Below are 13,204 nucleotides of genomic sequence, written 5' to 3'. Positions count from 1 at the left end.
CGGCGCTGTCGTCGAACGTGTTCCACTTTTCCGAGCGCGACGGCGAGTGGCGCGCGGAGAAAGTGATCGACGTCGAACCGCGCGAGCACGACGACTGGGAGATGCCCGTCCCCGGACTCGTCACCGACCTCCTCGTGTCGATGGACGACCGCTACCTCTTTTTCTCCAACTGGCTCCACGGCGACGTCCGCATGTACGACGTCTCCGACCCCGCGAACCCCCGGTTGGCGGACACGATCTCCGCGGGCGGACTGTTCGGCGAGCGCCACCCGACCGCGGCGACGGAGGAGCGGGACCGACCCGTCGTCGCCGGTCCGCAGATGCTGCAGCTGTCGCTCGACGGCGAGCGACTCTACTTCACGACGTCGCTGTACTCCACGTGGGACAACCAGTTCTACCCGGAGGAGGGCGAGCGCGGGTCGGTGATGCTGAAGGCGAACGTGAACCCGCGGAAGGGGACGATGGAGCTGGACGAGGAGTTCCTCGTGGACTTCGGCGACCTCCCCGACGGGCCCGCCCGCGCCCACGAGATCCGCTGGCCGGACGCCGACTGCACCAGCGACGTCTGGATCTGAGACGGTGAGCCGTCGAGTCGCCCTCCGGTGGCGCGCCGGCCGCGAGGCGCTCGTCCGAATCGCCGGCGCGGCCGGCGCTTTCGCGCCGCTGACGGGCGTCGTTTCGGCGCACGGGAACCCGGCGACCGGGAGCGGTCCGGCGGTGAGCGCCGGCTTCGCCGTGGCGCTCTGCGCGGCGGCGAGTCTCGCCGGGGGACTCCTCGTCGCGCGCCGCGTCGAAAACCGCGGGGCGACGCCGCGCGCGCTCGGCGCGCTCCTCTTCGCGCTCGGCTTCCTCGCCGCGGCGCTCGCGCTCGGCGAAGACCTCGGCGCGGCGAGCGTCGGAACCGCCGCCGGGATCGGCCTCGCGGCGGCGGGGATCCGCGGTCGGAAGACGAGCGGGTCGGCGTGCGGCGGGTGCGCGGACGCGACGTTCGCGGCGGTGGCGCTCCACCGCGCGGTCGAGGGTGCGCTGCTCGCCGCCGTCGCCGCGACCGGCGCGGCGGTCGGGGTCGTCGCGGCGCTCGTCCTCGCCGGACACGCGACCGTCGAGACGGCCGCCGTGGGCGGCGTCTACGCGGCGGACGGCGGCCGGCGGGCGATCGCGGCCGTCATCGGCGTGCAGGCGGCGTTCGTCGCGGGGGCGGCCGCGGGCGGCCTCGCGGTCGCGGCGCTCCCGCCCTCGGTCCGAGTCGCCGCGCTCGGTCTCAGCGGCGGGCTCCTGACGACGGCCGGCGTTCTCGCGGCGCGGCGCCCGGCTCCCGTGGGCGAGATCGACGTCGCCGCGCGGGCGTAGCGAGGCGGAGGGGAGGAGAGCGCAGGAAAATTCAGCTCCGCGTGAAGACGACGACCTCGCGGTTCCACAGCGAGAGCCGGTACGTCGCGGCGTCGTACCCGTCGAGTCTCGCTTCGAGCGCGTCCCGGTGTTTCGGCTCCGCGACCACGACGGGCGGGAGGTCGGGTCCGGCGCCGACGTCTTCGGCGCTCCGAACGCTCGCCGTCTCGGCGTTCATCCGCTCGAAGTACCACGGGAGCGGGAGGCGGTTGCCCCACTGGTCGGCGACCGGCGGTTGGTCGTTCCCCCGCTCGTACGCGGTGTAGAACGACTCGCCGACGTAGAGCACGTCGACCCCGTCGTTGCCCTCGATCGCCGCCGAGGCGTCGGCGACGAGCGGGGCCAGGTCGTCCGCGGGCTGGGCGTACTGGGCGAGGCGGTTGTCGCGGTCGCTCGGGCCGTACACGTCCGAGGCGACGACGGCGCCCGTCTGGACGACCGCGGCGAGGACGAACAGCGACGCGACGCCGATGTCGGCCGCGTTCTCCCGCCGGACGGCGGTCGTTCCGAACCGGAACAGCAGCGCGCCGCCGACGGCGGCGGGGATCGAAAGCGGGACGACGGCGTGGACGGCGACCCACGGCGCGCTCACCTCCGTCGCGATCGGGAAGACGAGCAGGGCCGCGCCACCCCAGTACGAGGCGAACGCGACGAGCGGCCGGTTCCGTCCGCCGTAGCGCTCGACGAGGAGCCCGACGAGCGCGAACGCCGACAGCGCGAGCGCGCCGACGGCGAGGAAGCCGGCGAAGTCGGCGACGAACGAGAGGAAGTCGTGACCGGCCCGGGCCTCGACGCGAACGCCGAGGAACTTTCGGACGGATCCGACCAGCGCGGCTTCGAGCACCGCGGGGAACGTCAGCGGGTCCCACAGATCGGGTTCGCCGGGCGCGCCGCCGCGCGGCGCGTAGAAGAACACGACCGTCGCGACGGTCAGCAGGAAGGCGCGCGCGAGCGGGGTCGCCCGGCCGCGGATCCACCGGGCGTAGCCGCCGAGGCGTTCGAGCGCGACGGCGGGGCCCTCGCCGAGCACTCGGACGTGGTCGAACACCAGGAGCGCCGCGGCGAGCCAGCACGCGAGGTACCCGACGACGAACCCGGAGGTCGTGAGCGCGAGCCCCAGCGCGACCGCCCCGGCGTAGAGGTACCGACGCCGGTCGGTGTCGATCAGGCGGACGGCGCAGCCGACGGCGAGAAGCGAGAAGGCGGCGAGGGGGAGATCCCCGCGCAGGAACCGCGAGTAGTAGAGCAGCAGCGGGTTCGCGGCGAGGAAGGCGGCGAGGGCGACGGTCTCGTCGTCGTGGAGGCGGGTCCGAAAGAGCAGCGCCGAAAGCGGCAGGAGGCCCCCGAGCAGCGCGACGACCAGCCGGGCGGAGAAGTCCGACGCGCCGAGGAGGCCGAAGACGTGGGTGTTCGCGATCGGGAGGAACGGGCCGCCGGCGACGGGACGGTACTCGAAGGCTCCCGTCGCCGCGTAGCGGAGCGTCCAGTAGCCGACGCGTCCCTCGTCCCAGTGGAACGGGCGCGCGCCGAGACCGACGAGTCGGGCGGCGAGCGCGAGCGCCGCGAGCGCGCCGACGGCGAGGGCGACCGGGTCGCGCCGGGCGAGCGAGGCGTCGAAGCCGGGGCGGGACATGTCCCCCCATGTACCGCCCCCCGGCAGAAACCTTTCGAATCGGGCGAACGACCGCGGGGCGAACGACCACGAGACGAACGAGGAGAGACGAACGTCGGCGGGGCCGGTCGCGCCGCCGGCGTTCCGGAAGCGTCAACACGGCGGGAATCCACCGGGTCGGTATGTCGATCGTCGACTCGCTCCCGAGGAGGGCGCTCGCCGACGGCGAGCTCGCCGCGCTGAACCGGTCGGACGCGGTCGACCTGGCCGTCGCCGTCGAGAGCGGCGGGCCGACCGAAGGGGTGTTGCTCGCAACCGACCGGTGGGTAAAGGGGCTCGCGCTCTCCGGGGAGGGATGGCGGGTCGTCGAGACGGTGTCGCTGGAGGGGACCGAACGCTACGACGCGCTCCGGAGCTGCGAGGACGCGGTTCGGGCGTTCGCCGACGGGGAGTGACGAGCGGAGGCGGCTTCGATAGGAGAACGTCGCGGCGACGGTCCGGCTTCTTCGCGAAAGCGGCGCGTTCGGGAGGACGGTTCCCAGTATCGCCGCGCGACCGAGCTGTCAGAACGCGGCGAGTGGATTCACGTTCCGAGGGCGCGTATAGCGGAAGTAGAATGTACGACCGGATACTCCTCCCGACCGACGGAAGCCCCCCGGCCGACGCGGCGCTCGACCACGCGCTCGACATCGCATCGCGGTACGACGCTCGGCTTCACGCGCTGTACGTCGTCGAGAACGAAGACGCGGCGTTCACGCGGTTCGGCAACGACACCGCGATCATCGAGAGCGCCCTCGAAGAGGAGGGCCGGAAGACGCTCGACGGCGTCGAAGCCGCCGCCGCGGCGGAGGGCGTCGAAGCCGTCACGGCGGTCGCCGAGGGCAAACCCCACGAGGCCATCCGCGAGTACGCGGACGACAACGGGATCGACCTCGTGGTCATGGGGACCCACGGGCGACGTGGCCTGGACCGCTACCTCCTGGGGAGCGTGACCGAGCGCGTCGTCCGGACCTCCGACGTACCGGTGCTGACGGTCCGATACGTCGACGAGGAATCGAGCGGCGGGTGACCGGCCGGAGCGGGGATCGCCGGCGCGGCGTCGGAACGCCGGCACGATACGCGGCGTCCGCCGGCGGGAGGGCCCCTGCGCGCTCCGCTCCCGCACCGCCGGCGGACGGGGTCGCCTCCCGTCCCGATCGACCCCATCTTCGATCGACTCCCGCTCTCATAGGGGTTATCGTAGCCATCCGTACGTGGAGGGTGACGAGACTCGACACCGCGTTTCGAACCCCGTCGAGCGAATCTGAGAACTTCCACGACAACCCCTCTCAGCCCGGGAGGACGAAGTTCAGCGCCGCCACGACCAGGCCCGCGAGCCCCATCCGGACGCCCGCGACGTACCACCGCTGCCGCGAGATCGACCCCATGTAGGCGCCGAAGGTGAAGAGGATGCAGACGCCCACGAGGACCGCGAGCGCCGTCGCCTGCAGCATCGAGAGGAGCGCGTCCTCCAGCAGGAACGGAACGAGGGGAAGGAGCGACCCGACGATCGGGCCGAGGGCGCTCATGGCGGCGTTGACGCGCCGTCCGGCCTCCCCCTCGGCTTCGACCCGCGTGTCGCTCAGGTCGGTGAGCATCGCCCGCTCGATCTCCCGCAGTTCGATCCGCTTTTCGGCGCGTTCGATCTCCCAGACGCTCCAGATCGCGGAGGTCCCGAGCCCGACGGTCGCCCCCGAGCCGATCTTCACGACGGTCAGCCCCTCCGCGACGCCCGAGAGGTACGCGCCGATGGCGATGCCGATCGCGGTCAGCGTCCCGTCGAAGCCGTTCGAGACGAAGTAGCGCCGGGAGATCGGACTGGTCGCTTGCTGAAGCAACCGTCGGAGCGGGGAGTCGCCGTCGGCCATCGGTACTCAGTCCTGCGGCGTCTGGCTCTCTTCGACGAGCCGTTCGCCGCAGACGATCTGGTCGATCGAGTGGACGCTCGCGCCCAGCTGTTCGACGACGGTTTCGAGGGTCGCGTAGGCGATGTCGTCCCCCTCGACGGTGAGTTTGATGTTCTGCACCTCCTGGTCTGTCTCGAGCAGCGTCGCGTTGACGCCGTCGACGCCGTCGATCTCCGCGACGCTCCGCGCGACGTCGACGATCGATGGTTCGTACGGCTTGAGCATGTCGAGCACGACCCGGCGAATCGTTTCCATCACCGTGTCCGAGGGGCCCGGCGGTGAAAAGTCCCCGTCCCGCGACGCGTACGACGGCGTCGATCGGATATCCGACGCGCGCGAGGCGACGAAATCCGGCATAAAGAGTTTTCCCCGGGTCATTCGTACGCGGCGATATGAGCGAGTACACCGTCGAGTTCGTCGGCACGGGCGAGAAGATCCAGGTCTCCGACAAGCAGACGATCCTCAAGGCGTGCATCGAGGAGGGGATCGCACAGGAGTACTCCTGCCGCGTCGGGATGTGCCTCGCCTGCTCGGCGAAGATCGTGTCGGGTGAAGTCACCCAGCCGGCCGCGCGCGGGCTGACCGAGGAGGAGGCGGAGGAGTACGCCCTGACGTGCATGGCGCGGCCGAAGAGCGACCTGAAACTCGACCGCGGCAAGTACCCGCCGAGCATCGAGACGGAGACCGAGGCGACGAGGGACGCCGCCGCGGCCGACGACGACTGACTTTTCGCGGTCGGACCGTCCCGGACCGCGCGGCTTCGAAGTCCGTGATCTCACGCCGCCTCAGAGGGATTATCGTAGCCAGCCGGCGGTTTCGAAGCCCGTCCCGGGGTGACGTCTCTCGGTTCTTCGTCGAGAATCTCTGAACTCCTCCGATAATCCCTATCAGTCCGCCGCCGAGGTCGCCGCGCAGTTGTTCGGACCGAGTTCGAGTTCGAACGCCTCCGCGTCGTCCGCCTCCCGTCGGCCGAGGTTGATCTCGACGATCTCCTCGTAGTTGGCCGGTCGCGGCGGCATATCCGAGAGGACGAACCCGACGAACGCCGCTTCGTCCATCGAGAGGGCGTCGAGGCGATCGCGCAGCTCGCCGAGAGTGGCGGTGTAGGTGCCGTCGGGGGCGGTCGAGGCGGCGTCGCTGTAGTGGCCGGGCGCGACCACCGTGTCGTCCGGCAGCGGGAGGATCCGCTCCCGCAGCGTCTCGTAGAGCCGGCGGGCGGCGGCGGGCGCGCCCTCGGCACCCTCCTCCAGGTCCGGCCGCGCGACGCTTTCCAAGAAGAGCAGGTCGCCCGCGAACAGGACCCCGCCGAGCCGGAAGGCCGTCATCTCGGTCGTGTGGCCCGGCGCGTGCACCGCCGTCAGGGTCGCGTCGCCGACCGGAAGCTCGTCCCCGTCCTCGACGGTCCGCACGTCGAGCGCGAGCCCCCGGCTTTCCGCGCCGGCCGGCGCGACCATCTCGGGATCGGTCCCGGACGTTCGCGCCGCGGCGGCGACGTCCCGCAGCCCGCTCACGTGGTCGGCGTGGACGTGGGTGTCGACGGCGAATCGGAGCTCCGCCCCGCGCTCGCGCGCGTCCTCGACGTACCGCTCGGCGAAGGCGCGGAGGGGATCGACGACCGCGGCTTCGCCGTCCGAGACGATCAGGTAGGCGAGACAGCCGCTCGACGGTCGCCGGTACTGGAGCACCGTCGCGTCCGTTTCGGGCGCGTTCAGCTCGCTGGCGACGTACACGCGCGCCCAGCCCTCCATGCCGCCTTCGAGGTTCAGCGCCTCCACGCCGGCGTCCGAGAGGAGGTGAGCGACCTCCGCGCTCGCCTCGCCCTGCCCGCAGACGGCGAGCACCGGCGGTTCGAGGTCGTGTTCGGCCGCGAGATCGCCGACGGTTCCCTTCGCCTGCGCCTGCACGAACCGCGAGTAGGGGACCTGCGTCGCCTCGACGCCCTCGCCGGCGATGCGCCACTCCTCGAACTCGTCGCGGTTCCGCACGTCGAGGATCGTGACGCGCTCGCCGTCGCGGAGCTTCTCGTACAGTTCGTCGGGCGAGAGCGCCGCCGCGGAGTCCGCGGCGTCCCCATCGGCGGGCGAATCGGTCATGGGGGACGTAGGCCCTCGAGGCGTAAAAGCGCGACCCGGCGGGGGAGTCGCGGGGCGCGGGAAGCGCGGTCAGTTGCGTTCCGGGAGGCGCGGTCGGCCGAGTCCGGGAGGCGCTCCGGGTCCGGCGAGGCGCTCCGGAGGAACGTTAAAACGGCCGCCGCCCCTCTTCGGAGGTATGGACGCCGACACGTTCCGCGAGGCCGTCGAGGAAGCCAAAGGGACCGAACTCGATCGTCTCGGATCGAGCAAGCTCCTCGTCGCCCTCACCGACGCCGAACTGGACCGCGAGTCGGTGCTCCGGGTGGCGGCGCACAGCGAGCACGCCGCGCGCGAGACGTTCCGGCGGTGGGCCGACTCGGAGGACGACGCGGGCGCGCGGGAGGCGTTCGATCGGGTTCGAGAACAGGAGGCCGACCACTACGAGCGCGTCGTCGCGTCGCTGGGGGACGACGACTTCGACCCGTCCGACGGCGGCCCCATGCACATGTACCTCCGCGGGTTGGAGGACACCGCGTCCCGGGTCGCGGCGGGGCTCGTCGGCCGCGGGCTGGTGAGCCTCCGAACCCACACGCAGATCGTCGGCTTCTTCGTCAACGAGGCCGACGAGAGGCGGGCGGACCTCTTCCGCGATCTGAAGCGGGAGACGGGCGAGGAGGTCGACCTCGGCCTCCGGTTACTGGAGGAGCGCTGCGAGGCTGACGAGGACTGGGAGCGCGCGCGGGCCGCCGCGGAGTACGTGATCCAGATCGCGTACGACGATTACGCCGACTCGCTGGAGGGGATGGGAGTGAATCCGCGGTCGGTCTGTTAGCGGACCGAAGAACCGGAACGGTGGACCGGGGAGCCGATCGCCGGAGGTAACCGTTGAGAGGGTACGTAGCGGCCCGCGAGATATTCTTTCGAGGCGACCCAACATCATATTTATGCCCGCGCTTTCCGTTGTTCCGGGTACGACGAAAGTGGCCCTCCGAAGCGAACCGCGACCCGAACGCCGAGATGGGGGTGGAGAGATGAAACATGAGTGAGAAACCGCAACGGCCCGGACTGGTAGAGAGGTGCGAAAAGTGCCGCCGCGAGACGGAACACGAGGTGTCGATCGAGATCGTCACGGAGAGTAAAAAGGAGACCAACGCGGAGTTCTCCAAGGAACCGTACCGAATCAGCAGGTGTACCGCCTGCGGTCACAGCACTCGCCAGCGGATGAACAACGCCTGACGCCGAAGATGGGACCGGAAAACGCGTCGATTCCGTCCGCGAAGGAGGAGTAGACTAGTCCCGCTCGGGGTGATCAGAGGAGAGAGGGAGACGCTCCAGTCTCCGACGACGGCGTCAGTCGGACGCTTCGCGGGAGACGCGCGTGACTTCGACGAAGTGGTTCTCGCCCTCGGCGTCGGTGTGAGCGTCGCTGACCTCGAGATACCTCTCGAACTCGGGCTCGATGGCTCGCTCGAACGAACACGCGACGCACCTGAGCTGGAACTCCTCCGAAACCCTCCCCTCGCGGATATCTCGGCGAGCGTTCGTTCTTCCTCCTTCGTCAGCCGGCGGATCGCTCATGGCCTACGACCAACTCTTCCGAACCTCACATAAAAATGTTAGGTGCGAAACGGCTCATCGCCAGCGGCGCGGTGCGAGTGATTCGCGGACGGCGGAGAGGGAGACGGAGACGCTCGGTGGGAAGATCGTGAAGATGTGTGGACCGATCTGGTTGCCGTCGTGATCGAGGATCCTGTCGATAGACGGAAACGGGGCCGGAGCGTCTCAGAGAAGAGTGAGCCGGCAAAATGATCACCGCAAACCTCTCCATCGGCCTTCCATTTCTCCGGGAGTCGCTCGCCGGCGTTCCGGAGATGAGACTCACCATCGAGCTGGGGCAGTTTCCCTGCGCGGACGAGGACACCGCGACACTCCTCGTCTGGGCGACCGGAGACGAGTTCGACCGATTCGAAGCGCGGATCGGAGACGACTCGACGATCGTCGACGCGGTGCTCCTCGCGACGGAGGACTCGACCCGCCTCTACCGAATCGACTTCCCGAGGGACGACTTCAGTTCGGCGTTTTCGACGCTCTTCGGCACTCACGAAACGATTCTGACGGACGGGATCATCACGGCCGCCGGGTGGGAGCTCACGCTCCGGACCCTCGACAGATCGACGCTTTCGGTTATTCACGACCGATTCAGGGAGCAGGGGACCCGCGTCGACCTCTACTCGATCCGTTCGGAGGTCGAAAAGCGCGGGGTGACGGCGGACTTATCCGACGAGCAGTACGAAACGCTGGTGGAAGCGTTCGACCGCGGGTACTTCGACATCCCGCGCGGCGTGACGCAAACGGAGCTCGCGGAGGAGTTCGGCATCTCGGGGCAGGCGCTCTCGGAACGCCTGCGGCGGGCGACGGCGGCGATTCTCGACGACTCCTTGGACGGTTCGGTGAAACGGAGTATCCGCGAGTTCTACCGCTGAGGGGGCGAGCGACCCTCAGCAGAGATCGCTCCTCCGGACGAGCGGCGCGGAGACGCGGCTCGGTTCGGATCTCCGACCGAGGAGCGGTTTTCTCGGACGGGGAAACGAACCGATGATGAATCGTTATAGTTCGGATCACTTATATGACTTAACTGGTTAAGCGCCGGCGTCATGCCTCCGCGGCGGGTACAGTGCACTGACGTCCCATTCGAGTCCCTCCGTCGAAGTCACGCCGGAAGAGAACATCGGAATTTGCTGACTAGATAGATGAATCACAGAGAACACACGGAGATAGAGCTAGAGTACGACCCGTCGACGGGCAACTACCACTTTCACTACGATCCGCGCGAGGAGGTCCCGCTGAGCGTTCTCGTCGTGATGGCGGTCGGCGAGATCCGCGGTCTCGATCTGGAGACGATCGCCGCGGAACCGCTAGAGGGGTTCATCGGAGCCGAGGCCCTCGACGCGCTCTTTCCCGCGGACCGCACGACCGACTTCTACGACGGGAGCGTGAAGTTCCTCTACAAGGGCTGCACCGTCGAAGTCCGCGGCAACGGGAACGTCACGATCGTCCCGTACATCTCCCTGGAGTGAGGTAGTCGGGGCGCGCTCGGGCCCCGTTTTCCCCGGACGGGGTACGAAGCGGAGGTTTCGGTCGCCGCCCGGGCGTCGACCGCCGCGCCGCGAACCGGCCGAATCTGCGACCCCCGAGGGGCTTATCACGCAGAAAAACAGTCACTGGGTATGGAGCGGTACGACCTTCTCTATCGGCTCTACGACGAGTTCGACACCGACACGCTCAGGGAGTATCAGGACTTCGTCGACGTGTTCCCGCCGGTCGACTCGCGCGTGGCGCTGGATCACTGGCAGGAGGCGAGCGACGAACTGGAGCGGCGGAAGAACGAGATCCGGCGGGCGTTCGCCACCGGCGCGACGTTCGCGGAGATCGCCTCCCACGCCGACCGCGAGCAGGCGTTCACCGGGCTCGATCTCTACACCAAGTACGACCGGGCCGTCAACGCCCTCGTGCTCGACGTGGACGAGACGCTGCGGTCGGCCGGCGGGACTGATAACGAGATCCCGCGCGAGACGCTGCACGTCCTCACGGAGTTCCACGAGCGGGACGTGCCGATCGTCATCTGTACCGGACAGACGCTCGAAAACGTCAAGGGGTTCATGATCCAGGGGCTGGGCAACGAGATCGTCCACTCCGGCGATCTGAGCATCGTCTACGAGGCGGGGACGGGCGTGTTCACGGCCGGCCACGGGTCGCGGACGAAACAGCTCCTCTACGAGGGGCTCGACGACGAGATCCAGCGGGTGTTCGACGAGATCCGCTCGCGCGTCCTCCCGGACGCGCCGGACGAGCTGCGCCGCGGCGTCCACCTCCAGGGCAACGAGTTCAACGTCACGCTCAAACCCAACTTCGAGACCGGGAGCAGCCGCGCCGCCGAGGTGATCGACGAGGGGCTCGTCTACCTGCTCGACCTGCTCGGCGAGGCGATCACCGACGACGAGGAGGGGCCCCGGTGGGCCCGCGCGTACTACGCCGACGCCGACCCCGAGATCCGCGAGGTGCTCGAATCCGAGGGCGAACACGCCGATCTGGACCCCGAGGGCGTGCCCGAGGACGCGCGGGACCGGTTCGAGCGCATCGACGTGGCGTACTACCACGCCGACGCCGCCGAGATCGGCTCGCTCGAACTGAACAAGGTCGTCGGCGTCGAGGCGGCGCTCGACGTGCTCGGCGTCGACGATCCGTTCGTGCTCGTGATGGGCGACAGCAAGTCAGACCTGCGGGTGATGCGGTGGGCCGCGGAGAACGACCGCGGCATCGCCGCCGCGCCCGAGCACGCCTCCCGCGACGTGCTGGAGCACGTGATGGACACCGACGAGCTCGTGTTCGACCGCGGGAAGTCCGCCGAGATGCTCCGGACGATCTACGTGCAGAACCTGCTGGCGAAACTCGGGTGAGGTCCGACCGGAACCGCCGCCGGCGCGAGAAGCGCGTCGACCGACCGCCTGACGCGTCCGGACGCGGAGCGGCCGACCGACGCGGGCCGAGTCGGCGCGTTCAGTGCCCGTGCTCGGTTTCGTTCCCGCTTTCGTGGCCGTGTTCGGTCTCGTTTTCGTCGCCGTGGGCTGTTTCGTTTCCGTGACCGCCGGCGGTTTCGTTCTCGTGGCCGTGCTCCGTCTCGTTTCTGTGGCCGCTCTCGGCGCTTCCGCCCCCTTCGAGCGCCTGTTTCGCCATCTCGTTCAGGCGCTCGAGCTTCGTGCTCACCTCGTCCGAGAACTCGGCCTGCGGGGGCTTCAGGCCCGGCTGTCCCTCGGTGTCCGGCTCGCCGACGATGACGCTGCCGATCATCCCCATCGACTCGTGGGGGATGCAGAAGTAGTCGTAGACGCCCGGCGCGTCGAAGGTCCGTTCGAACGTCGCCCCGGACTCGCTGAGGACGCCGCTGTCCCACGCCGACGCGCCGTCCGGGATCCGCTGCGGCCTGTCGTTGTTCGGGTGGTACGCGGTCGTGGAGTGAGCCCCGCTTTCGAGTTTCCAGACGACCGTGCCGCCCGTCTCGACCCAGACGACGTGCGGGTCGAAGTGTTCGCCGTCGTCGCTCGACAGCATGGTCACCTCCGCCCGCTCGACGGGCCCCTCGATAGCGCCCCCGTGGCCGTGTCCGCCGGACTCGTGACTCCCGCCGTGCCCGTCGGTGGTCGTCTCTTTCGGCTCCGTTCCCTGTCCGGTCGTTTCCGTCGGTCGTCCGGTCGTCGTGCCGTCGCTTCCGGCGTCCGCGGTCGGAGCGTCCCCGGTGCAGCCGGCGAGTCCGACGACGGCCGCACCGCCGACGAACTGTGCGAACCGGCGACGGCTGACGGATTCGTTGCGCTTCATTGGTCTGTCTCGCCCGCGTCTAATTGAGCCGGGGCAATAACTCGACCCGCGCGTTCTCATCGCGCGAGAAAGCGCACGCACATATACCTCCCGCCGCGTAGTCGCCGTTCCGTGAGCGAGAGGAGTGAGGCGGACGCGTCACTGCTCGAGTTGCTGGGGGACGAACACGTGAGATCCGTACTGAGCGAGACGAGCCGGAAGCCGATGTCGGCCAGCGGGTTGAGCGAGGCCTGCGACGTTTCGCTGGCGACGGTCTACCGCCGGCTCGAAACGCTCGTCGAGCGGGGGCTGCTCTCGGAGTCCGTGGAGCTCGACGCCGACGGCAACCACCGGAGCGTGTACGAGGCCGACCTCGAACGGGTCGACGTCCGGCTCGTCGACGGCGAGTTCGAGGTGAGCGTGACGCGGCGGGAGGACGCCGTGGACCGGTTCGCGCGCATGTGGAACGACATGCGGAAGGAGGACGGCTGATGCACCTCGGGCTCGTCGTCGCCAAGCTGCTCGTCGTCGGCCTCGGCCTGGCGATCGCGCTTCAGGGGTACCGCGGCTACCGGCGGTACGACGACCGTCCGATGCTCTTCGTGGCGGGCGGGTTCGCGCTGGTCAGCGTCGGCTCTATCCTGGAGGGCGTCCTCTACGACGTCCTCGGTTGGTCGATCTTCGTCGCCGGGATGAGCCAGTCGCTGCTGGTCGCGCTCGGGATGGCGCTCGTGCTCTACTCGCTCTACGGCCGATCCTCCTGAGCCGACCGCGAGCGACGCGTCACAGTTATTCTCTCCGGGAGCATATTCATCGGGGACCGACACTGT

At 69.3% G+C, this 13,204-nt stretch carries 18 protein-coding genes; 12 read left to right on the top strand and 6 right to left on the bottom strand.

The annotated features are described in order from the left end of the window. The coding region (locus CNO20_RS17900) for a selenium-binding protein SBP56-related protein (RefSeq protein ID WP_233204243.1) at positions 1-575 on the top strand (575 nt) is incomplete at its 5' end. A gap of 4 nt (positions 576-579) precedes the next feature. Beyond that, complete coding sequence (locus CNO20_RS17895) at positions 580-1,350, top strand: hypothetical protein (RefSeq protein WP_101297534.1); 771 nt, start codon at positions 580-582, stop codon at positions 1,348-1,350. 31 nt (positions 1,351-1,381) lie between these two features. Here the strand turns inward: CNO20_RS17895 and CNO20_RS17890 are convergent, their stop codons facing one another. Then, positions 1,382-3,022 carry a flippase activity-associated protein Agl23 gene (locus tag CNO20_RS17890; protein WP_101297532.1) on the bottom strand — a complete coding sequence of 547 codons (1,641 nt, stop codon included), beginning with the start codon at positions 3,020-3,022 and terminating at the stop codon, positions 1,382-1,384. Between the two features lie 161 nt (positions 3,023-3,183). Here CNO20_RS17890 and CNO20_RS17885 point away from each other — a divergent pair, with 161 nt between their 5' ends. Then, on the top strand, positions 3,184-3,456 hold the full coding sequence (locus tag CNO20_RS17885; protein WP_101297530.1) for a DUF7964 domain-containing protein: 273 nt from the start codon (positions 3,184-3,186) through the stop codon (positions 3,454-3,456). A 161-nt stretch (positions 3,457-3,617) separates the two neighbouring features. Beyond that, complete coding sequence (locus CNO20_RS17880; RefSeq protein ID WP_101297529.1) at positions 3,618-4,070, top strand: universal stress protein; 453 nt, start codon at positions 3,618-3,620, stop codon at positions 4,068-4,070. A gap of 259 nt (positions 4,071-4,329) precedes the next feature. Here the strand turns inward: CNO20_RS17880 and CNO20_RS17875 are convergent, their stop codons facing one another. Then, positions 4,330-4,908: a VIT1/CCC1 transporter family protein gene (locus tag CNO20_RS17875; protein ID WP_101297527.1), complete on the bottom strand. Its 579-nt coding sequence runs from the start codon at positions 4,906-4,908 to the stop codon at positions 4,330-4,332. Positions 4,909-4,914: 6 nt separating this feature from the next. Beyond that, the gene (locus tag CNO20_RS17870) at positions 4,915-5,205 is read right to left on the bottom strand and encodes a DUF211 domain-containing protein (RefSeq protein WP_394337273.1); all 291 of its coding nucleotides are present in this window, start codon (positions 5,203-5,205) and stop codon (positions 4,915-4,917) included. Between the two features lie 134 nt (positions 5,206-5,339). On the opposite strand from CNO20_RS17870, the gene CNO20_RS17865 reads away from it, so the two are divergent. Beyond that, positions 5,340-5,672 carry a 2Fe-2S iron-sulfur cluster-binding protein gene (locus tag CNO20_RS17865; RefSeq protein ID WP_101297525.1) on the top strand — a complete coding sequence of 111 codons (333 nt, stop codon included), beginning with the start codon at positions 5,340-5,342 and terminating at the stop codon, positions 5,670-5,672. A gap of 162 nt (positions 5,673-5,834) precedes the next feature. On the opposite strand, the gene CNO20_RS17860 is transcribed toward CNO20_RS17865, so the two are convergent. Further along, positions 5,835-7,040, bottom strand: coding sequence for an MBL fold metallo-hydrolase (locus tag CNO20_RS17860; protein WP_101297523.1), 1,206 nt, complete (start codon positions 7,038-7,040; stop codon positions 5,835-5,837). 175 nt (positions 7,041-7,215) lie between these two features. Here CNO20_RS17860 and CNO20_RS17855 point away from each other — a divergent pair, with 175 nt between their 5' ends. Continuing rightward, complete coding sequence (locus CNO20_RS17855; RefSeq protein ID WP_101297521.1) at positions 7,216-7,851, top strand: ferritin family protein; 636 nt, start codon at positions 7,216-7,218, stop codon at positions 7,849-7,851. Between the two features lie 206 nt (positions 7,852-8,057). After that, positions 8,058-8,255 carry a DUF7835 family putative zinc beta-ribbon protein gene (locus CNO20_RS17850; RefSeq protein ID WP_101297520.1) on the top strand — a complete coding sequence of 66 codons (198 nt, stop codon included), beginning with the start codon at positions 8,058-8,060 and terminating at the stop codon, positions 8,253-8,255. Positions 8,256-8,369: 114 nt separating this feature from the next. Here CNO20_RS17850 and CNO20_RS17845 read toward each other — a convergent pair whose 3' ends face one another. After that, on the bottom strand, positions 8,370-8,597 hold the full coding sequence (locus CNO20_RS17845; protein WP_101297518.1) for a hypothetical protein: 228 nt from the start codon (positions 8,595-8,597) through the stop codon (positions 8,370-8,372). Positions 8,598-8,824: 227 nt separating this feature from the next. On the opposite strand from CNO20_RS17845, the gene CNO20_RS17840 reads away from it, so the two are divergent. The 3 genes from CNO20_RS17840 (at position 8,825) to CNO20_RS17830 (ending at position 11,476) form a co-directional block, all read left to right on the top strand. Continuing rightward, the gene (locus CNO20_RS17840) at positions 8,825-9,502 is read left to right on the top strand and encodes a helix-turn-helix domain-containing protein (RefSeq protein WP_101297517.1); all 678 of its coding nucleotides are present in this window, start codon (positions 8,825-8,827) and stop codon (positions 9,500-9,502) included. Positions 9,503-9,769: 267 nt separating this feature from the next. After that, complete coding sequence (locus tag CNO20_RS17835; RefSeq protein ID WP_101297515.1) at positions 9,770-10,096, top strand: HalOD1 output domain-containing protein; 327 nt, start codon at positions 9,770-9,772, stop codon at positions 10,094-10,096. A 150-nt stretch (positions 10,097-10,246) separates the two neighbouring features. Continuing rightward, complete coding sequence (locus CNO20_RS17830) at positions 10,247-11,476, top strand: HAD family hydrolase (protein WP_101297513.1); 1,230 nt, start codon at positions 10,247-10,249, stop codon at positions 11,474-11,476. 100 nt (positions 11,477-11,576) lie between these two features. On the opposite strand, the gene CNO20_RS17825 is transcribed toward CNO20_RS17830, so the two are convergent. Beyond that, positions 11,577-12,395, bottom strand: a complete 819-nt coding sequence (locus tag CNO20_RS17825) for a cupredoxin domain-containing protein (protein ID WP_101297511.1) — start codon at positions 12,393-12,395, stop codon at positions 11,577-11,579. Between the two features lie 111 nt (positions 12,396-12,506). Between CNO20_RS17825 and CNO20_RS17820 the strand changes: the two genes are divergently transcribed. After that, positions 12,507-12,866, top strand: a complete 360-nt coding sequence (locus CNO20_RS17820) for a winged helix-turn-helix domain-containing protein (RefSeq protein WP_101297509.1) — start codon at positions 12,507-12,509, stop codon at positions 12,864-12,866. After that, the gene (locus tag CNO20_RS17815; RefSeq protein WP_101297508.1) at positions 12,866-13,138 is read left to right on the top strand and encodes a DUF7521 family protein; all 273 of its coding nucleotides are present in this window, start codon (positions 12,866-12,868) and stop codon (positions 13,136-13,138) included. The genes CNO20_RS17820 and CNO20_RS17815 overlap by 1 nt, the downstream gene beginning before the upstream one ends. Positions 13,139-13,204 lie beyond the last annotated feature (66 nt).

The organism is Halegenticoccus soli, assembly GCF_002844195.1.
Lineage (GTDB): Archaea > Halobacteriota > Halobacteria > Halobacteriales > Haloferacaceae > Halegenticoccus > Halegenticoccus soli.
Note: the sequence above shows the minus strand (reverse complement) of the source record. Positions and strands in the feature narration are given on the sequence as shown.

Coding starts and splice junctions, on each gene's coding strand:
- CNO20_RS17815 (WP_101297508.1), top strand. CDS start 12,866: ATGCACCTCGGGCTCGTCGTCGCCAAGCTGCTCGTCGTCGGCCTCGGC.
- CNO20_RS17830 (WP_101297513.1), top strand. CDS start 10,247: ATGGAGCGGTACGACCTTCTCTATCGGCTCTACGACGAGTTCGACACC.
- CNO20_RS17835 (WP_101297515.1), top strand. CDS start 9,770: ATGAATCACAGAGAACACACGGAGATAGAGCTAGAGTACGACCCGTCG.
- CNO20_RS17890 (WP_101297532.1), bottom strand. CDS start 3,022: ATGTCCCGCCCCGGCTTCGACGCCTCGCTCGCCCGGCGCGACCCGGTC.
- CNO20_RS17880 (WP_101297529.1), top strand. CDS start 3,618: ATGTACGACCGGATACTCCTCCCGACCGACGGAAGCCCCCCGGCCGAC.
- CNO20_RS17885 (WP_101297530.1), top strand. CDS start 3,184: ATGTCGATCGTCGACTCGCTCCCGAGGAGGGCGCTCGCCGACGGCGAG.
- CNO20_RS17825 (WP_101297511.1), bottom strand. CDS start 12,395: ATGAAGCGCAACGAATCCGTCAGCCGTCGCCGGTTCGCACAGTTCGTC.
- CNO20_RS17845 (WP_101297518.1), bottom strand. CDS start 8,597: ATGAGCGATCCGCCGGCTGACGAAGGAGGAAGAACGAACGCTCGCCGA.
- CNO20_RS17850 (WP_101297520.1), top strand. CDS start 8,058: ATGAGTGAGAAACCGCAACGGCCCGGACTGGTAGAGAGGTGCGAAAAG.
- CNO20_RS17875 (WP_101297527.1), bottom strand. CDS start 4,908: ATGGCCGACGGCGACTCCCCGCTCCGACGGTTGCTTCAGCAAGCGACC.
- CNO20_RS17840 (WP_101297517.1), top strand. CDS start 8,825: ATGATCACCGCAAACCTCTCCATCGGCCTTCCATTTCTCCGGGAGTCG.
- CNO20_RS17865 (WP_101297525.1), top strand. CDS start 5,340: ATGAGCGAGTACACCGTCGAGTTCGTCGGCACGGGCGAGAAGATCCAG.
- CNO20_RS17860 (WP_101297523.1), bottom strand. CDS start 7,040: ATGACCGATTCGCCCGCCGATGGGGACGCCGCGGACTCCGCGGCGGCG.
- CNO20_RS17855 (WP_101297521.1), top strand. CDS start 7,216: ATGGACGCCGACACGTTCCGCGAGGCCGTCGAGGAAGCCAAAGGGACC.